This window comes from Paenibacillus sp. YN15, assembly GCF_003285005.1.
Lineage (GTDB): Bacteria > Bacillota > Bacilli > Paenibacillales > NBRC-103111 > Paenibacillus_AR.
Genome location: NZ_QMFA01000003.1, coordinates 286,928 through 313,379, shown reverse-complemented (window position 1 = coordinate 313,379; position 26,452 = coordinate 286,928). Strand labels below are relative to the sequence as shown.

Here is a 26,452-nt window from a genome sequence, read left to right as displayed (position 1 = left end):
TGTTAAGTGGCTCCACCTTATAACCGGATGACTTCAGTATAAGAGCCCTTTGCCCGAAACACCATATCCATTTCTGTTCAATTCGGGACAGATTGTGTCTTTTTGCGGATGGATCAAACGCCGGCTTGCCGCTTTCGTTTCCCGGCCATGTAATAGTACACGGGCAGCCCGATCAATGTGATTCCGATACCGATAAAAGAGCGGGCCGGCTCGGCCATAATGGTGCTCACAATGATGTATCCGCCCCCGATAACCCCGACCAGCGGTGTAATGGGATAAAGCGGCACCCGGTACCGCCCGGCCTCGGTTTTCTGGCGGCGGCGCAGCAGGAACACCCCGAATACGCCCATGGTGAAGAAAATCCACAATACAAATACCAGGAGGTCCGTCAAGGTATCGAAGGTGCCGGAGAAGATATACAGCACAGCCAGCGCCGCCTGGAAAATCAGGGCATTGGCAGGTGTCTTGAACTTGGGATGGACAGCGCCCAATACCCGGGAAAAAGGAACCTGCCCTTGTTCGCCCATGGCTTGGGGCACCCGCGCCGCCGTCATCAGGTAGCCGTTCAGCGCGCCCAGCACGGACACAATAATACCTGCGGTAATAAAGGCTCCGCCGCCGTTGCCGAAGAGAGCATCGGCCGCATCGGCGCCGGGGGTTTTGGAATTGACAATGGCCTCAAAAGGAAGCGCGCGGAAAATGGCCAGGTTGAACAGCACGTACACAACCATCACAAACAGAACGCCGCCAAGGATGACCCGCGGCAGCGTCCTGGCCGAATTCCGGATCTCCCCCGCCATATTGGTCACGCCGATCCATCCGTCGTATGCCCAAAGCGTCCCCAGCACTGCTGCGCCGAAGCCCGCCGCAGTCGCCCCCGAACTGATCCCGGCGAAGCCAGGCGCGTCGCCGCTTGCCAAACCAACCGCGATAATCCCGATCACCGGCACCAGCTTGCCCGCAGTGGCAACCATCTGGATAATACCCCCATATTTGGTGGACAGCACGTTCATAAGGAGAATAAACAGCAGAATGCCAACGGCCACCAGCTTTTGCACAAAGCCGCCCATAGGCAGAAAGTAGCCGGAATAGGTGGCGAAGGCGATAGCCAGCGCCGCAACGGAGGCGGGATAGGAAATGACCGTCTGCACCCAGCCCAGCAGAAAGCCGAAGACACCGCCGTACAGCTCTTCCAGGTAGGTGTACAAGCCCCCCGACTTGGGAATGGCGGCAGCGATCTCCGCTACAGTCAGGGCAGAGGCCAATGTAATTACACCGCCTGCAACCCAGGCGAAGATGCTCATCCATTGGGAGCCGGCATGCCCCAGCACAATAGCGGGCTTCAGGAAGATTCCCGACCCGATGATCATACCTACCACAATAGCCAGCGCCTCAATGGTCGTAACCGATTTCTTTAATGTTTCCTTTGACATAACGAGAATGACCCCTCTACGGTGAATTGACCCAGCGATTGACAGACAGATAGTCAAATTATACGGGAAGGGGTTAAGCCTGTCTATAATTTTTTATTAAGAAAAAGAACAGATCGATAGAAAATTTTTATGTAGCAATCAAAGCGGCTTTTATGCCTGCATTGGGGTTGCAAAATGTCCTTATAGTTCCGGTGGCGGCCCCCATCCGATTCTCCTGAATGCCGATGTGGAGCGAGGCGGGCGGTTGAACGGGAAAGACGGCCACGCTCCACCATTCGAGCTGTGACCGTCTATTGGACTTTTTTACCGGAACTGGTTGGCGTCTATCGCCTTTTGCTTTTCATTCAGGATTTCCTGGTAACCCGCATCCAGGAACTTCTTCTTGGCCTCCGCATACAGCTTGTCAAATTGGTCGGAGGGGGACATCACAATCTTCAGATACAGCTCCTGGAAGAGAGCGTTCAGATCGGCCTTATGCTCGCTGACCTTTTTCAGCACCACAGTAAACAACGGATCGGGGATGCGGTACTGGGCCCCGTCATTCCAGTTTTTCAGCAGCTGGTCGGTCAAATGCTCCTGTCCGGCAACTGTCCAGTTAATCCGGTTCGCCTTGTCCGTCAGCTCCGGAGTGGAGAATTCCGCGATTTCGGTGACCAAAGCCCAATAGTCCTTGTTGTTGTTATTGGAAAGCTTGGATTCACCCTTGAAGTCCGCTACTTTTTTTGGCAAGCCATTGGCATCCAGGGTATAGTTCTGGCCCTCTACGCCATTCTGCAGGAAGAAAAGATTCTTCGGCTGGCTCATCCATTCCAGATACAGCCACACTGCCACACGTTCCTGCTCCGTGGATTTATGGTTGATGCCCATGATCAGACCGAAGGGCCAATCGGCACGGCTTGGCGCCTTGCCGCCTTTCGGCACTCCCGCTTCAGGAGGAATCACGGCAAAGGTGGCTCCCGGATTATTCTTCAACGTGGCGTTGAATACATCGGAATTGCTGGTTAGATAGAGCCCGTATGTGCCTGTTTTGCCTGCGACAAATTCAGCCTTGAGCTTGTTGTCGTCGTCACGGAGATAGAATTCTTTGTCGATCAGACCGTTGATGTATTGGTAGTTGAGGTTTTTCAGCCAAGCTTCCGTAGCGGGAGAGGTGAAGTCCGCCACCGCCAAATCGGAATACAGCGCATGTTTCTTCGGATCAACCGGCCACTCCCGGAACGCATAGCTGTAATTGAACACATTCCGCGTCAGCGAAGCTCCCCCAACGCCGAGTCCGGCTTGCTTCCATTTGGCCAGCATCTCATTGTACTTCTCCAGAGAGGTCAGATCCTCCACCTTCATGCCCACCTTCTCCACCCAATCCTTCCGGATGATGCCCACCCAGTTGCTGTAATTGGGCCGTTTGGCGAACACAAACATGTTTTTCTGATCCACATTCCCGTATTGCTCAATGGTCTTGCTCATGTTCTTCCAGTAGGTGGGCGCATACTTCTGGATTTCCTCCAGCTTCAGCGGCTGCAGGACCTCTTCTCCGTAGTAGGTCAGAGCTTGCGGCATATCATAGTGGAAAATAATATCCGGCGCTTTGGCGGCAGACAAGAGCTGTTCAAAGTCCCGCACCTCGTTGGTTCTTGAGATGGGCACAAAATTCACCTTCACATTGTGCTTCTCGCCGAACTCCTTTTGAATCCAGCGTGTATAATAATTGTCCGCCACGTTCCAGCCCTCGAATGCCCGGTCGTACACCGGAATATCCAAGGTGACGGTCTGGGGGAACTTGTTGTTTGCATCCAGCAAACCGGGATTGGCGCTTGCACTTGCGCTTGGACTGGCTGTGCCGGCAGATGCCGACGGCGATGCTGCGCTTCCGCTTTCCTTGTCATTGCAGCCAACCAGCATACCTGCGCTGACTGCTCCGGCCAGCAGTACGGGAACCCATTTCATTTTGCTCATTGAATCTCCCCCATAATTAATTTTTATAAGCGAGGCTATTCCTTGACCGCCCCAAGCATCGTGCCCTTGACGAAATACTTCTGGATAAACGGGTATACACAAACAATCGGCAATGTGGCAAACACCACAACGGATGCCTTCAGCACCTCCGGATTGCTGAGCTGCACATTGACGGATTCAAGCTGGAAGCTTTCGGAGGCTTGAATAACCAGATAATACAGCTTCAGCTGCAATGGACGCAATTCCGTATTATGCTTGATATAAAACAGCGCGTCCTGGTACGCGTTCCAGCGGCCGACTGCATAGAACAGGGATAAAGTAGCCAGAATCGGCTTGCACAGGGGAAGGACAATGTTCCAGAGAATCCGGAAATGTCCGGCCCCGTCGATTCGGGCCGATTCCTCCAGGCTGGCGGGAATGCTGCTCATGATGGAGCTTTTCATAATAAGCAGGTTAAACGCGCTGAAGGACAACGGCAGTACCAGCGCCCATAAGGTATCCAGCATGCCCAGGCTGTTCATCAGCATGTAATCCGGGATAATTCCGCCATGGAAATACATGGTAAACACGAAGATAAAGGTGAATACGGTGCGCCCCTTCAGCTGCTTCCGGGATAACGGATAAGCTGCGCAGACCGTGACAATCATGCCGAGAATGGTGAACAGCACCGTGACCAGGACGGAAATATACAAGGATCTGAGGATGCTGGCGTCGGCGAAGATTTTCTCATAAGCCCCCAACGTAAAACCGGCAGGCCAAAGATAGACCTTGTTAGCGATTACATAAGCATCCTCGCTGAAGGATTTGGCAACGACATGAAGGAACGGCAGTGTGCACGCCAGGGAGGCGAGAATCAGCACCAGATGGATCAGCACATCCCAAATGTCATAACGGTGTCTCTTTTTTGCGGCGTAGGTGCCGGCAGATGGTTTCATGGTTCGCCTCCTTGCTAGATCAAGCCGTCCTCGCCCAGCTTCTTCGCAATCCGGTCCGCTGTCAATACGAGGATCAGCCCGATGACGGATTGGAACAATCCCAGCGCCGTAGCGCGGCTGAAATTGCCGCTTTCAATCCCCCAGCGGTAGACCAGAACCGGAATCGTCGTGGTGAATTCGGTGGTTGCCTTATTTTGCAGCGCCATAATCCGCTCGAAGGAGCCCCCCATTACGCCGCCCAAGCTTAAGATCAGCAGGGTGACGATGGTCATCCGGATGGAGGGCAGCGTCACATTCCACATTTTGCGGAGGCGGCCTGCGCCGTCCACAATAGCGGCCTCGTACAGCTCCGGATTGATGCCGCTCATGGCGGCCAGATAGATGATGGTTCCCCAGCCCATACTCTGCCACACCCCAATGGCCAAATAGCTGATCAGCCAATTGCGGTCTTCCTGCAGAAAAGGGATGCGGCTGCCGCCCAACTGTTCAATTACATTGTTCACCAGCCCGCTGCCTTCGCTTAACAGCTGGTAAGCAATAGCCCCGATAATTACCCAGGACAGAAAGTGGGGCAGATAAAGCAGGGTCTGGTTCACACGCTTAAACACCAGATTCTTGACTTCATTGATCAGAAGCGCCAGTACAATCGGCATGGTGAAGCTGAACATCAGGTCCAGAATATTCAGAAGCAGCGTATTGCGGATGGCTCTGCCGAAATCCGGCTTGGCGAAGATATCCTGAAACACCTGAAGCCCTACCCAGTCGCTTCCCCAGAAGCCTCTTGCAACCTTGTAATCCTTGAATGCAATGGTCAATCCGAACATGGAGGCATATTTGAAGGTCAGCACCATGGCCAAAGGAAGCAAAAGCAGCATATACAGCTCCCAATCCCGGCGCAGATAATAGAACATGCCCCATTTTCGCGTCTTTGTTGCAGATAAAGCGGTTTCATGATTGGGATTAGAAGCAGCCATTCCTTTCACAGTTTCACCTCCTCCTTAACGAAAATCCCCCGGCTACTGCTTCATCCGGTCGGTTCCGAGCTTAGCTTCATCATACCGTTCACCGGGCTTTTCCGTAAATCATGAGGTTTGATTATACCCGTCATTTTTGATAACGCTGCCGGGAAGGGCTTATCCCAGAGGGCCCTGATGATCAAAAATGACGGGTAGGAGCAAAAGTAAGCTGCCCGTTCCGGCTTGTGGACCGGAAAAGACAGCTTACGGAGTGCCTGCAGCTTCACATTTCCAAGGTTCGGGATTTGGCCGCTTTATAGCTGCTGGGGGGCATCCCCTCGAATTTGCGGAAAAACCGGTTGAAGCTTTGCACATTCATGTAGCCTACCTCCAGGGCAATCTGCGAAATGGACAGCGTGGATTCCAGAAGCAGCCGTTTGGCATGTTCGATCCGCAGCTGGTTGAGATAATCGATCAGGCTCATGCCTGTCATCTCATAGGCAATCTTCCGCATATACGAATAACTGATCCCGATTTCCTTGGCCATATCCTCAAAGACAATATCCTCCTGGTAATGCTCATTCAAATAGTGGATCATCCGCTCGCCGTAATTGGCGGTTTCCCCCGGCGTACGCGCCAGATGCTCCACAATCTCGGTGTAGAACTGGCGGAGATACGCCTCCAGCTCATTCAGCGTTTCGATGGAGGCAAGGACGGCATATACATTGCCCCTCCCCACAAAAAAGCGGGCCGTGTTCACATAATTCTCCCGCAGATGCTTGATGGTCACACCGGTGAGCTGGTGGTAAATAAACAGAATATTATCGTAGGAAATGTAATCCGCAGAGCGGATTTCGCCACTGATCACATCCAGCTCCTTGATAATGCTGTCCAGCTGCCCATGATCCAGGAAATTCAGAATGCGCCGTTCGCTGTTGGCGGGATAAATATACCGTTTTTCGATACCATCCTGTTCCTTCCAATAATGGATGCCTCCTCCGCCGGCAATCATGCGGTGCTTGATGCCCTCCATGGCTTCAATGGCGCATTCCGCCACACGGTCGCTTGATTCCGTCGCGCTGCTGACTCCGATGGTTACCGATTGCCCCAGAATCTCCGCCGCCTTGTCCCTGATTTCGCTCAATGCCGCGTCCAGCCCTGCGTTGTCGTGTTCGTACTCCGCATTCCCGTAGTTGATGACAATGGAGAAGCAGCTGTTGCCCTGATACACGCAATGGGCATGAACCCCGCCGGAAAACAGGCCTTCGCAGTGGGAAATCAGTTGCTGGCGGTGGTTATGGCGCGTCTCCTGGTCATTTTCGCTTACGTATGACCTGTATCCGTCAATGGAGACCACCGCAACCAGAAAATACCGGGCCGGAAACATAACCGCCGCCTGGGGCGTCAATTCTCCGCGGAGCAGGCTGTGGACGGCATGGCTGCTGGCATCCTTCTCGCAGACATGGAGCAGTCCATGGAGCGCCTCCTCCTCCTCCTGCATCCTCTGGAAAGCTGCATTCAAGTAGGTAAGCTCATTCCGGTCCTTCACTCCCAGATGCCCGCGTTTGCGCAAGGCCCGGACCAGCTCCCGGGCAGGCTTGGACAGCCAGGTGGCGAACAGCACTGTCAGCACCGTTCCCACAAAAATAATCACCGCCGTCAGGAGAATAATATTCTTCTGCATGGAATGGGTTTTGCTCATCAGCTCATTGACGGAGGAGATATTCACATACATCCAGCCGTACCGCTCCGAACGGGACCAGGTGTAAAGCTGCCGGTCCCCGTCATATTGGCGGAACACATAGCCTTCCGTCCTGTTTTTGTCCATCAGCCCGGCAATGTACGGGTCCTCCATGCCGTTGGTAAGCAGCAGGCTTTTGTCCTGGCTGGAGATCACCGTTCCCTTAGCATTCATGAACATGTATTTATGCTTGCCCCCGTCGGATGAGCGCATGTCCTGCTCCATCTGTGTTTCCCGAACATTCACCACGATGGTGCCGCGGGTAGTGGTGGAAAGCCGGTTCAGCGACAGCACGTAGGAAACCACGTTGACCCCCGATTCCAGCTTGCGGGGATACCAGATGCCCGTGATTCCGCTGCGCTGCGTCAGGGCCTCCTTCATCCATTCCATATCCTCATAACGGTCCAGCGTGGTAATGCCCTTGTCCGTGGAAACCACATAATCCGAGTCGCTCAGATGAAAGAAGGAGGAATAGATGCCGTCTCCGATCTGATTCATATTCCGCAAATCCGTTTGGACCGATAAGGCGTTCAGAACATTCTCGTAATTGGAGTTCATCTCGTCGAAGGTTTCGTAAGAGCGGATCTTGTCAAAAATATGAGTCGCCGCCAGACGTATCGCGTTTTCCGCCATAATATCCAGCGTATTCTCATTCAGATTGCGGCTGGCAATCAGACCGGCAAGGGCAGATTCCGCAATGGCATGCTCCGAGTTCTCCAGAATCTGCGACCCGCTGTACCAGGTCAGCGTCGCCGTAGGAACCGCCATAACACAGAAGAGAATCAATATTAACTGAAGCATCATGGGAAACCGCTTCATAAAGCCCCTCCTATAGTTCGCTATGTTAGCGTTTGCACAACGTCAGCTTATATATAATTCGCTTCAATCCGGCATACTCCTTTTTATGGATGTGAGAAAAACTCGGCGGACACAGGTTCCGTTATTCCGCCAAAATTGGCCTTTTTTACTCCGGAGCGGACACAGGTTCCGTTAAATGTGAACAAGCAGGGGGTTTCTCTACCTCTGGAGCGAAATAGCGGATCGTCTGTCCGCAAGAATCTAAAAAGAGGCCAAATGAGGAAAATAACGGATTCTCTGTCCGCGACCGATACGAAATTGGAGCTTCATTCGCCTCTGTCGGCATCCCCATCAGTTGTCCCCTGGTTCAGCATCATGCTCCGAAGCTTCATTTAATAGCGCCACAATCAACTGTACGCCGTCCCGCATCCCCTGAACATAAAGCATCTCACTCTCCATCGCCCGCCTGAAGTGATGCTTATCCTCCCAATCCATAAACTCCGGGGAGTGCGCCTTGTCCGTCCCGGCGAACAACACTTTCCACGCTTCCTCTTCCTCAGCCCGAGAGAAACGCAACTCCGTATGCCGTTCAATCCTCGCCAGCACCTCAAGCATCCGCTGTTCCATTGCGCTCTGAAACCATGTTGGCAGTTCCATGAATGTTCCTCCTCCTCATCCAGGAATCTATTGTTCTTTATGCTTTCCACAGCCATTAAATTGATAGCCGCTTCGGCTTAATGCGAATATCGGTTTATTTAATTTTAATGCGAAATTCGCATTAAAACAACAATAACTTCGCATACAATTTGGATGAAATGCGAGGTGACAGCAAATGAAGCACCGGAATGAACCGCCCGGCGACAAAAACATTATAGGCACCAAAGTTGTAGCAATCCGAAAAGCTAAGCGGATGAAGCAAAAGGACTTTCTCGCCAGACTGCAAACCTTCGGTTTGGACATCAGCCCCACCAGCCTGTCCCGTCTGGAGGGACAATACCGGCTTGTTCAGGACTATGAGCTTGTCGCCATTGCCAAAGCTCTGGAGGTTTCCGTGCAGGAATTGCTGGGAGAGAAAAAAGAGCAATGAGAAAAACTCGGAGTATTTCGAGGATGAGCGACCGCGTTTAAGCGGAAGTTTTTATCGCCAATCAGAATGTTTGCCTTACGCGCTTTAGCGCTGTAAAGAACTTAAACATTCTGATGTGGAAAAAAGGCTTCGATCGAAGTATTTCGGGGAAGCGGGTTCGTCTTTAGTGGAAGCCTTTTATGCTCTCCAAGAATTTGCTTTTCGGCATGGCCGAAACTTATAAATTCTTTACATGTAAAAAAATGGCAAAGGAGCCCAAGCTCCTTCACCATTTTTTAAGTCATTTTTATAAACTGGAGGCCCCTTACCCGATTCGCCTTCCCGTCTCATCAAATTTCCGAATATACGCCACCAATTCAGCGAGGTTGACCCAGGAAATTCCCACCTTTTGATCCGCCGCGCCATAAGATATGATTAAATCCTCACCCATGACAATTCCTCCCGTACTAAACAGGCACGGTGTCGGGTAATCCGATGGCATTTCCCAATCCCGCTCGGCAAACATCAGACGCTCGGAGCAGCGGTGAACCACCGCCGGGAAATCATCTTCCTGCTCCCGAAGGATCATGAAGGATTGGGTATATCCGAACTCCACATCTTTCTTCGCATGGTAAGGCACCAGCCACTCCTTATTCCCCAAGGCTATCGGCGGCCAGCTGGCGCCAACACGGTTCTCCTCCCAATCAAAGATAGGGTAAGCCAGAAGCCGGTGGGCCGCTTTAGGCGAAGCAAAATCTGCTATGGATTCCGCTGCCGCCAAATAAATGGAAGGCTTTTTAACCTTTTCTCCCCCTTCAAAGGGAAGCACATTCATCGGCCGATGCAGCATGAGATATTGCTTCTTGCCTGCAATCATCATTTTTTCGGGAAATAAGAACACATCGCGGTTATCGCTGACATGTCCCTCGGTGAGCGGGCCCACATACTGAAAGGCGCTTTCATAATCCCGACGCTTCAGCTTCCCCAAATTCAGCTTGTAGAGAACCGTGACCGTATCATTGGACCGGGCTGTCTTCATAAACGGATCAGAATCATCCCCCGCAAACACCCAATCCGGAACGTATTCATAACGGGTTTCCACCGGAGGATGCTGACTGCTAAGCCAATAGGGGCCAGGGGGAAACAGGCGGCACGCAACGGTTACATACAACTCGCCCTCTACATAAAAGATACGCGGGTCTTCCACACAGCCGTTGGCATAATTCCGCACCTTATTTCCGTCTATATCCGTGATATACAGCTCGTGCTCCTCATACCCCAATGCAGGAGCCAGAGCAGGCCTTGAAAAGTCCGCATCCCATGTTTCTCCCGCGTCATTGCTTTTGGCATACCCCAAAAAGATCGGATAGGGATCGTGGCAGCCTTCCCTTCTTTTTTGCGGCCATGGACCCGTTGCCCGAAAGAGCATATGAATTTCATTGGAGTCAGGATCTTTAATAATAGCCGGATTCAAAACCATTTTTTCCGCCCAGTCACAGCCTGGTACAGGCTCAAGAACCGGTTTGTTCAAATAGCGAAAGTTTGGCTTCATATGTTCCTCCTGTTTTACATCATAAAGTACGTTGCGGTCGCGCATGAAACGGACCCTTCCCCTGTCAATCTCTTCGAAGAAGCTATATAATCGGAGCAGAATCGTATCTCCAGGAGGAGAACCTTACCTATGACGAAGTCAGTTCCACCCCAATCCTGCGTCATGTATGCGAATTATTTCGCGCACACGGAGCCCCACTCCGTTAAATATAAAGACGGGCCGAACTTCTACCTGTTCCGGCTTCAGGCCGAAGGAACCTGCCGCGCGCTGGTAGCGGGGAAATACGAGACCATCATCCCCGGGGACCTGCTCATATATGCCCCCGATGATCCATACGAGCTGAACGTGCAGCCCCGAAGCGTTCCGGAATCGGATACGGTGCAGCCCGTGGGAGACTACTACCTGATCGGCAATGGCGAATGGCTGGACTCGTGGTGGAAAAACAAGGACCTTCCGGCCAAAACGAATATCGGCTTCGACGATACGGTCATTACCTTATGGAAGCATATTATCAGCGAAAAGAATAAAGTGATGCAGAACCAAGAGGAGATCATGGACTATCTCCTGCGGGCGTTTTGTCTGACACTGGAGCAAGTGATCCAGCTCAAGCAGCGCACCAAGGGAGCAGATACCGCGTACAAGCTGAAGCTATTCATCGAAAATCACGCCCATGAGCCTCTTAGCCTGGAGCAAATATCGGCCTCCGTCGGATTAAGCGTTTCCCGCTGCTCCTACCTGTTCAAAGCCGCTTTTGGCCAATCGCTGTTCGCCTACTGTATTGATGTCAGGCTAAAGCTTGCGCAGCAGCAGGTGCTCTACAGCAATCTTGCGCTGGAGCAGATTGCCGAAAAAACGGGCTTCCAGAGCTACCCTCATTTCTGCCGGGTGTTCCGTGAGCGGTTCGGACATCCTCCGGGAGAATACCGGCGCAGCTTCGGCTTCCGGTTTAATCATGATTGATCCTACCCTTAGGCGTCTGTATACAACACCTGATTTTCCTGAGCGAGTATGGAATGCAGCTGCTCATACTTGACATGTTGAACGATGCCGTCCGCATCAAGCGCCAGTGAGGCTGCGGCCGCTGCCGATTGCCCCAGGATCATAAATACGGGCTCCATCCGGATCGAGCCGTAGGCGGCATGGGTAGCGGAAACGCATACCGGTACGATGAGATTGGTGCACTCCGTTTGTTTCGGCACAATCGCCCGGTAGCTGATGGGATAGGGCGCTTTCAATTTTACATAAAATCCGCCCTCCGTGCTTACATGCCCGTCCTCGTTCACATAGTATTGGGTGTGGTGCGAGTCCATGGCATAGGAGCCCATTCCAATGGAATCCGGCACCGGGTCTTTCAGTCTGACCACATGCTCCGTCACCACATAATCGCCAATCATTCTGCGGGATTCCCTGACGTACAGCTGGGGAGTCCAATGGCCCGTTTCCGTAAATTCATCGAGGGGCAACCCCCACGGCTTGTAAACCGCCCGGATCTCCTCCGGCACCCGGGGATGGTTCTGGATGGTCCAGACATAGCCTTGCTGGTAAACCAGGTGTTCTTTCCAAATCTGTTCCCGCGTGCGGTAATCCGCCTCGGGATAGCTATGGTTCATCCCGTTGTAATCCGTAGAAATGCCGCTGTTGTTATTGGAATCCGTCTTATCCGCGGATACCATATTCAATTTAAAGAACTTGGAGCTTTGCCCTTGCTCGATGGCCCGGAACAAAATTTCATAATCGGCTTCGTTATATCCCTCGGGCTTCTCAATCTCCAGGCGGTTGGCCGGATTGTTCGTCAGACACATGCGGAAGTTATAGGCCTGAACCTTGTTGTCCCCATCGCCGATGTTGCCGCCGCGGCGGGGATTGACGCGCAAAAGCAAGCCGCTTGAAGGCACCCCTTTCACCACATAAGGGTCGATTCCGGCAGGCAGTTCATTGAGTTCCAGGCCGGGTTGAATGCCGTTTAAGGTCTCCCCGTACTGCGAATTTGACTCCCGGCCGACAAAATAGGAGACGCCGGATTTGCCCATCAGATCTCCTTCATAAGTAGCGTCAATAAACACCTTGCCGCTAAAGACGCGCCCGGATTCCATACGGATGGAGATGATTTTGGAGCCTTGTTTGGTCACCCCGTCCTTGAGCTCAAGCCTTTCCCCGTAAACGACTTCGATGTTGTGTTCCGCCACAAAATCCTGCAAAACCTCCAGAGCTACCTTGGGCTCAAACAGCCAGCAAGCCCCGTTCTGCGAATATTTCCGGGCCACCCGCCGGTAGAACTCCAGGGACAAGCCCCCGATGGCCTCCTTCATCCCTACGTCTGTATCTCCCAGTCCTCCGGTGGTCAAGCCCCCGATCCGCCGGCTAGGTTCGATCACCACCGCGCTTTTGCCCATTATGTTTGCTTGAACAGCCGCCATAATGCCTGCAGCCGTTCCTCCGTAGATGACAATATCAACCTGTTTCTCCTGATCCACTTTGCCCCTCCTCCATCATGATTCCGTTTACAAGCCTTATTATAAACCGCTTGCCGACGGGGCGAGAATGATGGATCTTCCTTTTTCATTTGATGAATCTTACTGTTTTTATCCCTGTACGATGCCATAATAACGCTTGCGGTATTCAGTAGGGGACATGGACTCATACTTTTTGAACATCCGGCTGAAGTGGTTCAGCGTCTGAAAGCCGGAGCGCTCTGCGATCTCCTTCAGGGGGGAGGCTGTGTTGGCAAGCAGCTCCTTCACCCGCTGCAAGCGGAGCTGGCACAAATAATCCGAGGGGGAGATGCCCATTGTTTTGCGGAACAGGAGACGGAGATGGCTTTCGCTGACATATACATATTGAGCCAGATCGGACATGGTCAGCCTTCTGTCCAGGTTCGCTTGCATATAGGCGCACAACCGGCTGATCCGGGGGTCGATTTCCTGGGGCTTGTCAGCCATGTGACCCAGCATCATATGAAGGAAACGGACGATCCAGACGTTGAACGTGGCGTTGACAGCAAGCAGCGCCACTGTCTCGTTGGTATTGACCTTGCCGATGATAAGCTGCGGCTGATCCACGGCATGGAGCGCCCGGATCACTTCCCGGGCTTGCGCCAGCAGCTTTGCGGTAAGCGCCGCGATATCTTGAAAGGCTGCTCTATCTTCTTCGATTCTCGTTATGAGAGGGAGCTTGTACTGCTCCACGAAGTGTAAGGAACCCACTTTAAGATCGCAGCCGATGGTATAGTAATGAAACGAACCGTCAGCCAGATTATTGGGCAATACAATTCGGGGGGTTTGCGGCGGAATGACGACAACATCGCCGGCCTGCACATGATGCCGGGCACCGTCCACCTCGATGGTTCTCGCTCCGTCCAGGACGATCCATATAATCGTATTTGGATAGCTGGCCCGGGGAAATTCCGTTTCGGCTGCCACCACATTTTCGATTACCCATGCCAGCCGTACAAAGTAATCCTCGATAAATCTGATTCTGCTTAGAACGGCCACCCTTGTCCTCCTCCTCATGCTTCTGCAGCCGGTAATCGAATATGCATAAAGGTTAATCGGCTCTCCAGCAATCTCTTATGCTACTATTTGATTGTAGCACACTCGTTCAACAGCTTCATGATAGCGTTGTGACAACGGTATCGCTAAAAAGGAGAATCGATATGCACAACAAACCCAATCTATTGCTGATCCAAACCGACCAGCAATCGGCGGAAACTCTCAGCCTTTACGGCAATCCCGCCTTAAAGACCCCCGCCCTTGAGAGCCTGGCCGAACGCGGCGTTGTCTTTGATTACGCATTCTGCAATTACCCTGCCTGCGCCCCCTCCAGGTCATCGATGTTTACGGGAAGATATGCGTCTACTATCGGAATCCATGCCAACCATATGATGATTAATCCCACGGAGGTTACATTGCCGCAAGTGCTTAAGGAGCATGGATATCAGACGGCGATCATCGGGAAGAATCATGCTTTTATGGAGAACACCAAGACCTACTATCCCGGTGAGGCCGCCGACTCCGAAAGGGCCAGCGTGCTGAGGCAAGTATTCGATTATGTCCGGCTGGCGGATCACGGCCATATGGTTGACGGCTACCGGGATGATCCCGAAGCCAAGGCGGCCCATGAGTGGTCCCATACCTGCTGGGTGAGCCCGCTGGGGCATGGAACCAATCCTGCCCGTCCAGAGAAATGCGGCACGCATCTGCTTGGGGACACCATGGTGGATTATCTTGAGCATCGGCGCGATCCGGAAAAGCCCTTCTTCGCCTGGCTGTCATTCCCGGACCCGCATACGCCTTATCAAGCGCCGGAGCCTTACGCCAGCATGATTGATCCGGCGGATGTGCCCCTTCCGCCCAAAGACAAGCTGGAGGAAAAACCGGAGCGGCAGCGGGTGGCTTATCTGATGGATGCCATGGGCACAGCGGATGATGAGCTGATCCGGCGGGTACGGGCCATTCATTACGGTATGATCCGTTTTATCGACGATACCCTCGCCCGCGTGTTCACGAAGCTGGAGGAGCTTGGTTTGACCGGCAATACGGTCATCGTCTTCACGTCCGACCATGGGGATTCCATGGGCGCTCATGGGCTGATTCAGAAGCATAACCTGTTCTATGACTCTTTTACCCGGGTGCCCTTCATTGTCGCGGCTCCGGGCTATCAGGGACCGGGGCGGACAGACCATCTGGTGGAGCTGGTCGATCTTATGCCGACCTTGCTGGATTTGGCCGGTATCGCAGTTCCGCCTGGTGTACAGGGAAGGAGCCTGGCCCCGTATCTGGAGGGCAAGGACTATACGCCACGTGAATATGTAGTCATGGAAAGCGGCGAGGATGGAGAGCCGCTGCGCGTCTCCGATATTACCGTCCGTCCGGAGCATCCCTTCGATGACCGTTATTTCGTCTGGTGCGCTTACCGTGAGGCGTGGATCGGGAAAGGAAAAAGCATCCGCACCCTGGAGTGGAAGCTGAACATTTACGCCAACGGCGAAGGCGAGCTCTATGACCTGGCGGCCGATCCGGATGAGCTGCACAACCGGTTTAATGATCCAGCTTTGGCAGGCATCCGCTCGGAGCTTGAACGCAAGCTGCTACATTGGTCGATGGCCAAGGAGGACCCCCTTCCTCTCAATACAACCGTAAAGCTGAATTATGCCGAAGTGAAGGCGAAGCAGGAAACGCTTTGAGCAACGCCCGCTCCATCGTATAAATCAGGAAGAGGCCATCCCTCTGTTCATGACTTTTGGGACGGCCTCTTCTCAATAGCGAATTTTATTGTCAAAACGATTGCCAACCAGGATTATCCTATCACCTTTGGAACATAAGTGATTATGTTGGTTTGGGGGTTACCCTCTCTTCTACACTGAGCAATGGCTTGCTGATCGGTTCTCCTCTCTCGTTCTTCGTCACATATACAACACGTTCGTGATCAATAATGTAAATTGCTTGTTTACGATCTTCATCAAGGAAATAAATTTGGAGACGAATCCCGCTGCTACCTTCCCAATCTGGCGCCCCTGTAATTTTGTTAAATCTCTCCGCTATGCCGTCACTGCCTTCGTTTTCCTTCAGAATGTCAATTGCTTCATCCAGCTTTAAACGTCTTGCTTGAGGAGGCAACTCGCCGATGATCTTCAAGGATTCTCTCACCCACTCCCCTTTACCAAGACTGGTGTCTTTCTGCAATTTCAATAAAGCATCTTTTTGCTCTTGCGTTCGGGCCTTCCTCATCCATTCTTCCGATTGGTAACTGATTAATGAGCTTCCTGAATTTTCAACATTCCAGTAGCTTGTAATTGGGTATTTGGCAACCCAGTAATCGGTTAGTTTGGACAAAATGTCAGCTTCACTTAATCCGGAATTTTTAAATAGCGCATACCACTCTTCAAAATCCGTTTTCGTCACTCCAATCCACCATAAATTATCCATGCCAGGTCGTCTTGTTACACCCACAAAGATAATGTCCGCGGATAGAAAGGGTTTTCGTGCATTAAGATAGATCCATATTCTCATGGCTTCTCTGATAGAGTGGGGTTCTCGACCTTGTTCATCCATGGAACCGGGAACAGTACCAACTACACTAATTGCGGTTCCAATAGGCTGTTCGATTTGTAAATCTTGAAGGGTTGAAGCAAATTGATGTTCGAGATTGTGCCAAACCTCAACCCGTTTAACTTTCATTGGCTTTTGGATAAGTTTAAATATATCCTGAGTCATTTCCTTCTCGCTTACAATGGCACCTACGGGGGCTATTTTATCCAAACTATTTCGTTGAATAAGATAAAGACTGGAGGCCAAAAAAATGATTACGCCAATCGTAACAGAGAAGATCATTTTTTTAGACATAATCGCTTCTCCCCCCCCAAAGTTTCCCAGATTCATCCATGGCGAAATGCGCAAAGACTAAAAAAGACACCTTCCCCTCCGGAATGTGTCTTCTGCCGCGTGGTCACATTGCTTTGAATGCTACGAAAAAGAGAAAGATGCCAAGTATGCCGTAAAACACTCTTGCCCCGGTTCTGCCAAACATTTTCACAAAAATGTATGCCCGCCTGTTGTTGAAGAACCAGCTCCAATTGAGGATGGCCGCAAGGATACTGAACAATCCTGCTCCCAAACCTATTAATACAGCGAACGTATTGCTGCCCATTCTATCCCCCACATTCTTTGAAAATTAGTAAACACAGGAATTAAGTCGAATTATAGGGGAAATTATGGAATCTTTCAAGAAAAAGTTTGATGTTCGATTCACATCGGATTACCTGGTCCATTACCAAAAAGATGACGGTTGGTTCGGATCATTTTTTGTAAACCACTTTCCCATCATCGGTATATCCGGTCATGGAATCGAGGGTCACGTGATACTTCGTTTTCCCTTCCGGATTTTCGTTTAACGGGAGGCTGCCTCCGCCGCAGTAATTGGAATATGATTGATCGAATACCAGGCCAGTGTGTAGGTTACTTCCATCCGTCATAAATAGTACAATTCCATCTTTGGCCTCGCCTTTCGCAACAATTATAGGCATTCTGACGCATTTATTCTATTCAAAAAACAACCCACGACACAGCGATAAACTGCACGGAACCGAATATCTCCAGAATCCCGGCCTTCATTGGACGCATTTGTTTGCCGGCGAATAGAAGGGTACGGATCAGCGGGAAGACGAAAGGCAGCGTCATCCAGGGATACCCGCAGGCCCATGGCACAACAAGAATCAGCACATGGTAGAGATATGCCGCAGTCCTCCATTTGGGATTGCCCCGTTCGCGGAATAGGGTTTTCACAAACAATGCCGTCCCCATAAAATATAAGAAGTTAAACAGCGTCACTGTCAGCATTACCTTATCCCAGCCGCCGCCTCCGTACAAATAAGCAGCCGCTCCCCCCAAGGAAAAAATCAGAATCGCGCACAAGTCATTGACGATAGCCCGCTCCGATTTCCGCTTCACATGCCAGACATTCACAATCAACAGGAGCACAAAAGGGATGCCAAAGTAGTATAACTCCGGTTTCTGGATGAGGGGATACAACAATGAAGCCAGTGCAACAACCCCGTAAATTGCCGACCATTTCAACAGATGTCCCCGTTGTCTGCCCCGTTTCAAAGCTTGCAGGAGAGGATATGAGGCCAAATAAAAGAACAACCACGCCATGAACAATAACAAATGGCTCCACCGGGGAGTCCCGGCCATCATCCCGAAGAGAAACGGTACGCTGACCATCGCCCAACCGCCGTGCTCATGGGGAATCACAATGCCGTTATTTTTAGCATCCAAATCGTTCACCGCCTCGCTGATTTGACTCAAAACGCCTTATATGTTCTTCCCCAGGGTTTGCACACTCCCTAGCCGCCAATTTGGGACATTCTGCGTGCAGTCGGCGTGTGGGAAACCGTTGCATCAGCTTTCAAGAAATGCGACATTTCATGATGCTCCGGTTTTGTACGAAGCGCATCCATCAGCATCCGGCGCATGGCCTCATCATCCCCAATGACACGCCTGATATGAAATTGCTCTGTCCAGGCCAGACAAGGCTTGATATAACCGTCTGCAGTAAGCCGCAACCGGTTGCAGGTCTGGCAAAAATGGCTGCTGACCGGGTGAATCAAGCCAAAGCTTCCAAGCGCCCCGTCTATGCGGTAATTCTCCGAAGGGCCGGTTCCTGGGATGGCAGCAACCGGCTCAACCTTCCATTGCTGCTCGGAACAGACCTCCATGACCCGGGATAGCGGCAGGTACAAGCTCTTCCACGCCGCATCGTTATGTCCGATGGGCATGTATTCAATAAACCGGACATGCAGCTCATGATCCCGAGTCAAACGGATAAAATCCGCGATTTCATCCTCGTTCAACCCCTTCATGAGTACCACGTTCAATTTAATGGGGCTTAAATCCGCCTTTGCGCAAGCCTCGATGCCCTCCAGCACCTTCCTCAGCTCTCCGCCGCGGGTAATCGCTTTGAAGCGGTCCGGCTGCAGGGAATCCATACTGATATTGACACGTGTAAGCCCGGCATCCTTCAACAGCTGCGCCTTTGGCGCCAGAAACATTCCGTTGGTCGTCAGCGCGATATCTTCTATGCCGGGTATACCGGCAATCATTGCTATGAGCTGCTCCAGGTTCTTACGCACCAACGGTTCGCCGCCCGTTAACCGGATTTTGCGGATTCCCATGCCGGCGCTGACACGCACCACTTCGGCGATTTCTCCGTACGTCAGGATCTTGTCCGAGGGTTCGAACTCCATCCCTTCCTCAGGCATGCAGTATACGCAGCGCAAATTGCACCGGTCCGTCACCGATATCCGCAAATAATGGTGCTCCCGTCCATATGGATCAATTAAGCGGGGAATGTCCATCCTTCCGCCCCCTCTTCAACGTTATGCCCTATTTTTCTCCGGTATGTCCGGCAGCAATGGCCGCCCCTCCGGATAGGCCTGCCCGTTCAACTGGTCGCCAATCCACTCCGAGCCGTCCTCGCCATGCTCCTTTTTCCAAATGGGCACAATCTGCTTGATCCGTTCAATGACATATTCATTGGCTTCATAAGCTGCTTTGCGGTGCGGCGAGGAGACCGCGATCACCACGGCAATATCCGATATCTCCAGCCGGCCTACCCGATGGGTCACCGCAACGGCGGTATCCGCCCACCTCTCACGCACCTCTTGCCCGATCCGTTCCAATTGCGCAACAGCCATGGCCGGGTAGGCTTCATATTCCAAGTATAAGGTCTTTTTGCCAAAGGTCAACTCACGGACTGTGCCCAGGAACATGGTGATTGCCCCGGCTTCCCTGCGTTTTACCTTTGCCGAGACTTCTTCCGGATCGATGGGCAGATCAGTTATCACAAACAGCGGACTATTCATGGGCAAACTCCTGTCTCGCCACAGTTTCTTGCGCTCACGCATATTTACTTGCGCTTCCGGTACACCACATAGCTGCGGAACAAATATTTGACCGGCAGGCTCAGCATGTGCACAAGTCTTGTAAAAGGAAATACAGCAAACAGCGCCAGACCCAGAATAATATGGATCTTAAAGATCACCGGCACAGTATCCATTAAGGTATAATCCGGCATGAACCGAAGCACACCGCGCATCCACGGTCCAATCGTCTCCCGGTAATCGAATTGGGAGCGTCCAGTCGCATTGAACAGCGTTGCAGCCATACCGACCACCACAATCAGCGTGAGCAAAATAATTGACAGCATATCGCCGAAGCTGCTTGTTCTGCGAATCCGGACATCCGAGAACCGGCGGATCACAAGGATGATGCATCCGACAAGAGTCATCAGTCCGGCAGCTGAGCCGATGGAGAGGGCCATCGTATGGTATAGATGATCCGAGACGCCCAGCGCTTCAAGCCACTGCTTGGGAATCAGAATCCCGCCCACATGACCGAAGAAGACGAGCATAATCCCGATATGAAAAAGATTGCTGCCCCACCGGAGCTTCTTCTTCTCCAGCATTTCACTGGATTTGGCCGTCCAGCCGAACTGATCCGTCTGATAGCGGTAATAGAGTCCCACAAGGAAGATGATGAGGATCAAATAGGGATAAATCACCCAGAGAAACTGGCTTCCCCACGACATTACGCATTCCTCCCTGCGTTCCCGTACCCGGCGGCAGCCCACATGGGCCCGCAGCCCAACGCGGGAGGTGTGCTTCCGGAACCGGCAGAGGCGATCATATCGAAAGACCCCTCCGTGAGGCCCGATTCATCGATGATCCACATGATGCCGTCCAGCACATGGCGGTAGGGGCTGCATGAGCGGTGAAGCGCCTCTTGAATCGTCACCATTGCTTTCCGGAAGGAGACCAGCAAGCGCATTCCCCGGTCCCCACCGGCAACCGCCGCATATTCCAACATCAACGGCAAATAATCCGGCAATTCATCCGTAGCAAGAACAATCTCCTCCTGCTCATAGATTTGTTTCAGCTGCAATAATACCGGGCCGCGCTCCCGGTCCTCTCCCAGCTGTCCGTAGGTCAAGTACAAATTTGACTTTTTGCCAAAATCAAAGGTCTTCACATACGCCGCCTTGATCGCCTCCGCATCCATTCCCGCAAGCTCGGCAAGACATTGGCCTGCAAGCTCTTGAAGCGGCTTAACCGCCTCGTCCTCTTCTTCGCCTTGAATGAAATGGCGCCAATTCACGTACAATTCGTCTGCCGTATCCTGCCAATCCGCCTCCGGATATTGCAGCAGCTGCGAAAATAACATCCAGTTGGAACGCAGCGTCAGCTCCTTCATGTCCCATCCCTCCTCATCCGATAAATAGCAAGCCTAACCGCCGCAGGGTCCCGGACCGCCCATCATATTGGTAAAGCCGCAAGCTCCCTGCTCCGAATAAAGATCGGCAAATTCCTCGCGGTGCGCTGCCGGAATAACAAAGCGGTCCTCATACTTGGCAATGGCCAACAGGCGGTACATTTCTTCCGTATCCCGGGCGGTCATCCCGAATTGCTCCAGCAAAGCAAGGTCAGGGGCCTTCTTCAAGTTCAGAGAGCGCATATGCGAACGCATTACGGCCATCTTTTTCAGCACATGGGTGATGACCTGGGTATTTCCTGCCGACAGCAGATTCGCAAGGTATTGGACGGGAATCCGCATATCGTCTATCGCGGGGAAAATATCCCCGGGCGACGCCGTTGCTCCTTTGCCCTCCACCATGTTCGTGATCGGGCTGAGCGGCGGAACATACCAGACCATCGGCAAGGTCCGGTACTCCGGATGAAGGGGAAGGGCGATTTTCCAATCCACCGCCATTTTGTAGATGGGCGAGCGCTGCGCATGCTCAATCCAATCCTCCGGAATATTCGCTGCACGCGCAGCGGCAATCACTTCAGGATCATGAGGATCGAGGAAAATGTCGAGCTGCGACTCGTACAGCTCCTGCTCCTCGGCAACAGAGGCTGCAGCCTCCACCCGATCTGCGTCATAGAACATAACGCCAAGGTACCGGATACGGCCGACACAGGTTTCCGAACAAATCGTCGGCAAGCCTTGCTCGATCCGCGGGAAGCACAGGGTGCATTTCTCCGCTTTGTTGGTCTGCCAGTTGAAATAGACCTTCTTATACGGACAACTGGATACGCAGAACCGCCATGACCGGCACGCATTCTGATCGACAAGTACAATCCCGTCCTCTTCCCGCTTATACATGGCGCCGGACGGGCAGCTGGATACGCAGGGGGGATTAATGCAATGCTCGCATATCCTGGGCAAATACATCATAAATACCTGCTCAAACTCCATCCGGACCGATTCTTCGATGCCCGCCATATTCGGATCGCGGTAGCCGGACTCATGCACCCCCGCGAGATCGTCCTCCCAGTTAGGTCCCCATTCCAAGTTCATATATTCACCGGTAATCTGAGATTTCGGACGGGCCACCGGCTGATGCTTGCGTTCCGGACTTTGCTGCAGCTTCTCATAATCGTAGTCCCAGGGTTCATAGTAGTCGTCGATCACCGGCTGGTCCGGATTGAAGAAAATATTCTTGAGCCGGTTGGCCCGGCTGCCGGAGCGCAGCTCCAGCTTGCCGTTCTTCAGCACCCAGCCGCCCTTGTATTTGTCCTGATTCTCCCATTGCTTGGGATACCCGATCCCCGGCTTGGTCTCCACATTATTGAACCACATATACTCCGCGCCTTTACGGTTGGTCCATGTGTTTTTGCAGGTAACGGAGCAGGTATGGCATCCAATGCACTTGTCCAGGTTCATAACCATCCCGATCTGCGCCTTAATCCTCAAGCCAGTTCACCTCCTCCAATTTGCGGAGCACCACATACAAGTCCCGCTGATTCCCTGTAGGCCCGTAGTAGTTAAAGCCGTAGCTGAGCTGCGCATACCCGCCGATCATATGGGTGGGCTTCACATGAATCCGCGTCGGGCTGTTGTGTGTTCCGCCGCGTGTGGTCGTCACATCCGTTGCAGGCACGTTGATGGTCCGGTCCTGGGCATGATGCATGTAGGCCATACCCCGGGGCATCCTGTGGGTGACCACCGCACGCGCCACAACGGCTCCATTCTGGTTGAAGCATTCGATCCAATCATTATCCGCTATCTCCGCATCGGCGGCATCGTCTTTGTTGATCCAGACGGTAGGTCCGCCGCGAAACAGCGTAAGCATGGGGAGGGAGTCAAAATACATACTGTGAATGGACCATTTGCTGTGCGGAGTCATGAAATTCAGGACGATCTCCTTCCCTTTGGCTGCCGGGCGGTTCTTGTTGGTATGGAAAGGCGCATGCTTCATGGTCGGCTTGTAAACCGCCAGATTCTCGCCAAATTCAGTCAGCAGCTCATGATCCAGGTAATAATGCTGGCGTCCGGTCAGTGTGCGGTACGGAATCAGCCGCTCCACATTGGTGGTGAATGGCGAATAACGGCGCCCATGCTGCTCTGAGCCGCTGAATGCAGGGGACGTAATAACCGTCTTTGGCTGTGTGGTAATCTCGTTGAAGGTAAAGCGCTCCTCGATGCGATCCTCCGCCAGATCCTTTAATTGAAGCGCGGTTTTCTTTTCCAGTGCTTCCCACGCCTTAACGGCCATTTTCCCGTTGCTGGTGGAGGATAAAGTAAGAATCGCTTCCGACATATGGCGGTCCGTAACCAGCTTCGGGCACCCTTGGCTAATTCCGGGTTCGGCCACAACGCCGTTCACCTTCTTCATCAATTCGTATTCGTTTGCCGCAGACCAGTTAATTCCCTTAATGCCGTATGGCTTATCCTTAATGTTCGGTCCAAGCGAGGTCATCTTCTTATACACCGCAGCGTAATCCCGCTCCACCACCACAAACTTCGGCATGGTCTTGCCCGGAACCGCCCCGGTCTCGCCTTTGCTCCAATCGAGAATTTTGCCGAAGGGCTGCGCCAGCTCATCGGGGGTATCATGCTGCAGCGGCACGGAAACAATATCGCGCTGCGGAGCGTCAAACTGCTTTGCCGCCATCTCCGAGAAGGTCTTCGCAATCGCCTTGAAGGTCTCCCAATCCGACTTGGATTCCCATAACGGCGGAACCGCCGGATTAAAGGGATGAATGAAGGGATGCATATCCGTGGACGAAAGATCGCTTTTTTCATACCAGGTTGCCGCTGGCAGCACGATATCGGAATAGACGGCGGTTCCCGACATCCGGAAATCGATATCCACCATGAGATCGAGCTTGCCTTCCGCAGCTTGGTCATGCCATTTGATTTCTTCGGGACGAAGGGTATCCGAGTCATCATTCAACAGACCGTTATGGGCGCCGAGCAAATATTTCAGGAAATATTCATGCCCCTTGCCGGAGCTGGAGATCAGGTTGGCCCGCCAGACAAACATCACCTTGGGATGATTCGTATCCGCATCGGGATCTTCAATGGCGAACTGCAAGGCTCTGTCCTTCAGCTGATCCGCCACATAGCCGGCAACCGCCTCAGGAGATTGGTGTCCCTGTGCCGCCGCTTCCTCCGCCAGGTCAATGGAGTTCTTATTAAACTGGGGATAAGAAGGCAGCCAGCCCAGGCGCGCAGCCAAAACATTGTAATCCGCATAGTGGGCATAACGGGTTTTGCCGCTTAGGGCTGACGTATGCCCGTCCACGGGATTGGATTCAAACCTCCATTGATTGGTGGCAAAATAGAAAAAGGAGGTTCCGTTCTGCTGCCGTGGCGGCATGGTCCAGTCTCTGGCGAAGGCAACATTGGCCCAGCCTTCCGCAGGGCGCAATTTCTCTTGGCCCACGTAATGCGCCCAGCCGCCGCCGTTGACTCCCTGGCAGCCTGTCATCAACACCAGATTCAGCACACTGCGATAAATCGTATCCGAGTTGTACCAGTGATTGATCCCTGCGCCGACAATGATCATCGACCGGCCTTCGCTGTCTACCGCATTCTGCGCGAACTCCCTTGCAATCTGAATGACGGATGCCCTGTCCACGCCGGTAATTTGCTCCTGCCATGCAGGCGTGTATGCGGAGTCGGCGTCATTGTAGTCGCTGCCATGCCGCAAATCGACGCCATATTGGGCCAGCATAAGATCGAATACAGTAGTGGCGCGATGCTCCACCCCGTTGGCATCCGTAACGGTGCGGTAAGGGATTAACCGGGAAACCGCGGATTTGCTTTGGTCGGAGAAATAAGGAAGTCTGATCTCAAGTCGGCCTTCGGCGGAATCCCCCAATCCCAGCTGCGGTATAATCTCTTCCCCTGTTAACGTGTCAACCATTTCCAGATTCCACTTGCCCTCTTCTCCCCAGCGTGAGCCGATGGTGCCGTTGGGAATCCGCAGCCCGCCGGAGATTTCGTCGATGAGCACGGTCTTCCATTCGCTGTTATTCGTTGCGATTCCCAGATCATGGGCCGTGAGAAACCGGTCTGCCGCGAACGCCCCATCCTGCTCCCGGAGCAGCACAAGGAACGGGAAATCCGTATATTTCTTGGAGTAGTTTTCAAAATAGGGCGTTCTCTGCTTCACATAGAACTCGTTCAGAATGACATGCCCCATGGCCATGGCCAGTGCGCCGTCTGTTCCTTGCTTCGCCGGCAGCCATTTATCCGCGAATTTTACAAACTCCGCATAATCCGGGCTGATGGAGACGACTTTGGTTCCGCGGTAACGGGCTTCCGTCATGAAATGGGCATCCGGGGTTCTTGTCATCGGCAGATTCGAGCCCCAGACCAGCAAATAACTGGAGTTGTACCAGTCGCTGCTTTCGGGAACATCCGTCTGGTCCCCCCAGATTTGCGGCGAGGCCGGCGGCAAATCCGCATACCAATCGTAGAAGCTGAGCAGCGGCGAACCGATGAGGGACAGGAAGCGTGAGCCTGCCGCGTAGCTGACCATGGACATAGCCGGAATAGGGGAAAACCCAATCACACGGTCCGGGCCATACTTTTTGATAGTAGAAATCATGGAGGCGGAGATAATCTCGGTTGCTTCATCCCACGATGCCCGGACCATGCCGCCTTTGCCGCGGGCCGATTTATACGATTGTTTTTTATTCTCGTCCTGCATAATCGAGTTCCACGCCTCAACGGGATCAGAGTATTTGCTCTTCGCTTCCCGCCATAGATTCAGCAGCCTGCCGCGGATATAGGGATATTTCACCCGAAGCGGACTATACAGGTACCAGGAAAAGCTGGCTCCGCGGGGACAGCCCCGGGGTTCGAACTCCGGCATGTCCGGTCCTGTCGTGGGATAATCCGTCTGCTGGGTTTCCCAGGTGACAATTCCGTCTTTCACGAATATTTTCCAGCTGCAGGAGCCTGTGCAGTTTACGCCATGGGTTGAACGGATCACGCTGTCATGCTGCCAACGGTTCCGGTACATATTCTCCCAGGAGCGGTCGGCTGTGGACTCTTCGCTCCACCCCTCCGCATTGGTCTCCCGCTTGCGGAAAAATTTCAGCTTTTGGATCAGAGGATTGAACTTGTTCATCGTTCCAGCTCCTTGCCCCTTATGATACTTCTATTGTAAAGGCAGGAGCAGGCGGATAAGAGAGGGGAACTCCCCCATTCCACGGCAGGGATTCCCCGAA

General features: G+C 52.7%; 21 protein-coding genes. 3 read left to right on the top strand and 18 right to left on the bottom strand.

All coding sequences use genetic code 11. The features are described 5' to 3' along the window. Positions 1-113: 113 nt before the first annotated feature. The 6 genes from DQG13_RS04540 to DQG13_RS04515 all read right to left on the bottom strand — a co-directional run bounded on the left by DQG13_RS04540 (position 114) and on the right by DQG13_RS04515 (position 8,473). Complete coding sequence (locus DQG13_RS04540; protein ID WP_113018550.1) at positions 114-1,433, bottom strand: APC family permease; 1,320 nt, start codon at positions 1,431-1,433, stop codon at positions 114-116. Between the two features lie 303 nt (positions 1,434-1,736). After that, positions 1,737-3,386 (bottom strand): extracellular solute-binding protein, encoded by a 1,650-nt coding sequence (locus DQG13_RS04535; protein ID WP_113018549.1) that lies wholly within the window; start codon positions 3,384-3,386, stop codon positions 1,737-1,739. A gap of 35 nt (positions 3,387-3,421) precedes the next feature. After that, complete coding sequence (locus DQG13_RS04530; RefSeq protein WP_113018548.1) at positions 3,422-4,321, bottom strand: carbohydrate ABC transporter permease; 900 nt, start codon at positions 4,319-4,321, stop codon at positions 3,422-3,424. 14 nt (positions 4,322-4,335) lie between these two features. Then, positions 4,336-5,295: an ABC transporter permease gene (locus DQG13_RS04525; RefSeq protein WP_113018586.1), complete on the bottom strand. Its 960-nt coding sequence runs from the start codon at positions 5,293-5,295 to the stop codon at positions 4,336-4,338. 265 nt (positions 5,296-5,560) lie between these two features. Continuing rightward, positions 5,561-7,837: an AraC family transcriptional regulator gene (locus tag DQG13_RS04520; RefSeq protein ID WP_113018547.1), complete on the bottom strand. Its 2,277-nt coding sequence runs from the start codon at positions 7,835-7,837 to the stop codon at positions 5,561-5,563. Between the two features lie 330 nt (positions 7,838-8,167). Further along, positions 8,168-8,473 (bottom strand): hypothetical protein, encoded by a 306-nt coding sequence (locus DQG13_RS04515; protein WP_113018546.1) that lies wholly within the window; start codon positions 8,471-8,473, stop codon positions 8,168-8,170. Between the two features lie 175 nt (positions 8,474-8,648). Between DQG13_RS04515 and DQG13_RS04510 the strand changes: the two genes are divergently transcribed. Further along, the gene (locus tag DQG13_RS04510; RefSeq protein ID WP_113018545.1) at positions 8,649-8,903 is read left to right on the top strand and encodes a helix-turn-helix domain-containing protein; all 255 of its coding nucleotides are present in this window, start codon (positions 8,649-8,651) and stop codon (positions 8,901-8,903) included. Positions 8,904-9,207: 304 nt separating this feature from the next. Here the strand turns inward: DQG13_RS04510 and DQG13_RS04505 are convergent, their stop codons facing one another. After that, entirely contained in the window at positions 9,208-10,434 is a 1,227-nt protein-coding gene (locus DQG13_RS04505) for a glycoside hydrolase family 130 protein (protein WP_113018585.1), read from the bottom strand. 129 nt (positions 10,435-10,563) lie between these two features. On the opposite strand from DQG13_RS04505, the gene DQG13_RS04500 reads away from it, so the two are divergent. Next, entirely contained in the window at positions 10,564-11,394 is an 831-nt protein-coding gene (locus DQG13_RS04500) for a helix-turn-helix domain-containing protein (RefSeq protein WP_113018544.1), read from the top strand. Positions 11,395-11,402: 8 nt separating this feature from the next. On the opposite strand, the gene DQG13_RS04495 is transcribed toward DQG13_RS04500, so the two are convergent. Further along, complete coding sequence (locus tag DQG13_RS04495) at positions 11,403-12,908, bottom strand: FAD-dependent oxidoreductase (protein ID WP_113018543.1); 1,506 nt, start codon at positions 12,906-12,908, stop codon at positions 11,403-11,405. A gap of 108 nt (positions 12,909-13,016) precedes the next feature. Next, positions 13,017-13,925: a helix-turn-helix domain-containing protein gene (locus DQG13_RS04490; RefSeq protein WP_181592574.1), complete on the bottom strand. Its 909-nt coding sequence runs from the start codon at positions 13,923-13,925 to the stop codon at positions 13,017-13,019. Positions 13,926-14,086: 161 nt separating this feature from the next. On the opposite strand from DQG13_RS04490, the gene DQG13_RS04485 reads away from it, so the two are divergent. Continuing rightward, positions 14,087-15,616 (top strand): sulfatase family protein, encoded by a 1,530-nt coding sequence (locus tag DQG13_RS04485; protein ID WP_181592573.1) that lies wholly within the window; start codon positions 14,087-14,089, stop codon positions 15,614-15,616. Positions 15,617-15,758: 142 nt separating this feature from the next. Here DQG13_RS04485 and DQG13_RS04480 read toward each other — a convergent pair whose 3' ends face one another. From DQG13_RS04480 to DQG13_RS04435, 9 genes are all read right to left on the bottom strand, one after another. Then, complete coding sequence (locus DQG13_RS04480) at positions 15,759-16,775, bottom strand: hypothetical protein (RefSeq protein WP_113018540.1); 1,017 nt, start codon at positions 16,773-16,775, stop codon at positions 15,759-15,761. A gap of 103 nt (positions 16,776-16,878) precedes the next feature. Next, the gene (locus tag DQG13_RS04475) at positions 16,879-17,079 is read right to left on the bottom strand and encodes an immunity 17 family protein (protein ID WP_113018539.1); all 201 of its coding nucleotides are present in this window, start codon (positions 17,077-17,079) and stop codon (positions 16,879-16,881) included. Between the two features lie 395 nt (positions 17,080-17,474). Further along, complete coding sequence (locus DQG13_RS04465; protein WP_258525453.1) at positions 17,475-18,206, bottom strand: YwiC-like family protein; 732 nt, start codon at positions 18,204-18,206, stop codon at positions 17,475-17,477. A 68-nt stretch (positions 18,207-18,274) separates the two neighbouring features. Continuing rightward, positions 18,275-19,285 (bottom strand): GTP 3',8-cyclase MoaA, encoded by a 1,011-nt coding sequence (gene moaA, locus DQG13_RS04460; RefSeq protein ID WP_113018537.1) that lies wholly within the window; start codon positions 19,283-19,285, stop codon positions 18,275-18,277. A 21-nt stretch (positions 19,286-19,306) separates the two neighbouring features. Continuing rightward, positions 19,307-19,792: a molybdenum cofactor biosynthesis protein MoaE gene (locus tag DQG13_RS04455; protein ID WP_113018536.1), complete on the bottom strand. Its 486-nt coding sequence runs from the start codon at positions 19,790-19,792 to the stop codon at positions 19,307-19,309. A 44-nt stretch (positions 19,793-19,836) separates the two neighbouring features. Beyond that, the gene (narI, locus tag DQG13_RS04450; protein WP_113018535.1) at positions 19,837-20,517 is read right to left on the bottom strand and encodes a respiratory nitrate reductase subunit gamma; all 681 of its coding nucleotides are present in this window, start codon (positions 20,515-20,517) and stop codon (positions 19,837-19,839) included. Then, the gene (gene narJ, locus DQG13_RS04445) at positions 20,517-21,179 is read right to left on the bottom strand and encodes a nitrate reductase molybdenum cofactor assembly chaperone (protein ID WP_258525452.1); all 663 of its coding nucleotides are present in this window, start codon (positions 21,177-21,179) and stop codon (positions 20,517-20,519) included. Before narJ ends, narI begins: the two co-directional genes overlap by 1 nt. 33 nt (positions 21,180-21,212) lie before the next feature. Then, a complete protein-coding gene (gene narH / locus DQG13_RS04440) occupies positions 21,213-22,682 on the bottom strand; it encodes a nitrate reductase subunit beta (RefSeq protein ID WP_113018534.1) in 1,470 nt (489 codons plus the stop codon). Continuing rightward, complete coding sequence (locus tag DQG13_RS04435; protein ID WP_113018533.1) at positions 22,672-26,352, bottom strand: nitrate reductase subunit alpha; 3,681 nt, start codon at positions 26,350-26,352, stop codon at positions 22,672-22,674. Before DQG13_RS04435 ends, narH begins: the two co-directional genes overlap by 11 nt. Positions 26,353-26,452: the final 100 nt, after the last annotated feature.

Excerpts from the sequence above, each read along its gene's own strand:
- DQG13_RS04540 (WP_113018550.1), bottom strand. The coding sequence starts at position 1,433 with ATGTCAAAGGAAACATTAAAGAAATCGGTTACGACCATTGAGGCGCTG.
- DQG13_RS04535 (WP_113018549.1), bottom strand. The coding sequence starts at position 3,386 with ATGAGCAAAATGAAATGGGTTCCCGTACTGCTGGCCGGAGCAGTCAGC.
- DQG13_RS04530 (WP_113018548.1), bottom strand. The coding sequence starts at position 4,321 with ATGAAACCATCTGCCGGCACCTACGCCGCAAAAAAGAGACACCGTTAT.
- DQG13_RS04525 (WP_113018586.1), bottom strand. The coding sequence starts at position 5,295 with ATGGCTGCTTCTAATCCCAATCATGAAACCGCTTTATCTGCAACAAAG.
- DQG13_RS04520 (WP_113018547.1), bottom strand. The coding sequence starts at position 7,837 with ATGAAGCGGTTTCCCATGATGCTTCAGTTAATATTGATTCTCTTCTGT.
- DQG13_RS04515 (WP_113018546.1), bottom strand. The coding sequence starts at position 8,473 with ATGGAACTGCCAACATGGTTTCAGAGCGCAATGGAACAGCGGATGCTT.
- DQG13_RS04510 (WP_113018545.1), top strand. The coding sequence starts at position 8,649 with ATGAAGCACCGGAATGAACCGCCCGGCGACAAAAACATTATAGGCACC.
- DQG13_RS04505 (WP_113018585.1), bottom strand. The coding sequence starts at position 10,434 with ATGAAGCCAAACTTTCGCTATTTGAACAAACCGGTTCTTGAGCCTGTA.
- DQG13_RS04500 (WP_113018544.1), top strand. The coding sequence starts at position 10,564 with ATGACGAAGTCAGTTCCACCCCAATCCTGCGTCATGTATGCGAATTAT.
- DQG13_RS04485 (WP_181592573.1), top strand. The coding sequence starts at position 14,087 with ATGCACAACAAACCCAATCTATTGCTGATCCAAACCGACCAGCAATCG.
- DQG13_RS04480 (WP_113018540.1), bottom strand. The coding sequence starts at position 16,775 with ATGTCTAAAAAAATGATCTTCTCTGTTACGATTGGCGTAATCATTTTT.
- DQG13_RS04475 (WP_113018539.1), bottom strand. The coding sequence starts at position 17,079 with ATGGGCAGCAATACGTTCGCTGTATTAATAGGTTTGGGAGCAGGATTG.
- moaA (WP_113018537.1), bottom strand. The coding sequence starts at position 19,285 with ATGGACATTCCCCGCTTAATTGATCCATATGGACGGGAGCACCATTAT.
- DQG13_RS04455 (WP_113018536.1), bottom strand. The coding sequence starts at position 19,792 with ATGAATAGTCCGCTGTTTGTGATAACTGATCTGCCCATCGATCCGGAA.
- narI (WP_113018535.1), bottom strand. The coding sequence starts at position 20,517 with ATGTCGTGGGGAAGCCAGTTTCTCTGGGTGATTTATCCCTATTTGATC.
- narJ (WP_258525452.1), bottom strand. The coding sequence starts at position 21,179 with ATGAAGGAGCTGACGCTGCGTTCCAACTGGATGTTATTTTCGCAGCTG.
- DQG13_RS04435 (WP_113018533.1), bottom strand. The coding sequence starts at position 26,352 with ATGAACAAGTTCAATCCTCTGATCCAAAAGCTGAAATTTTTCCGCAAG.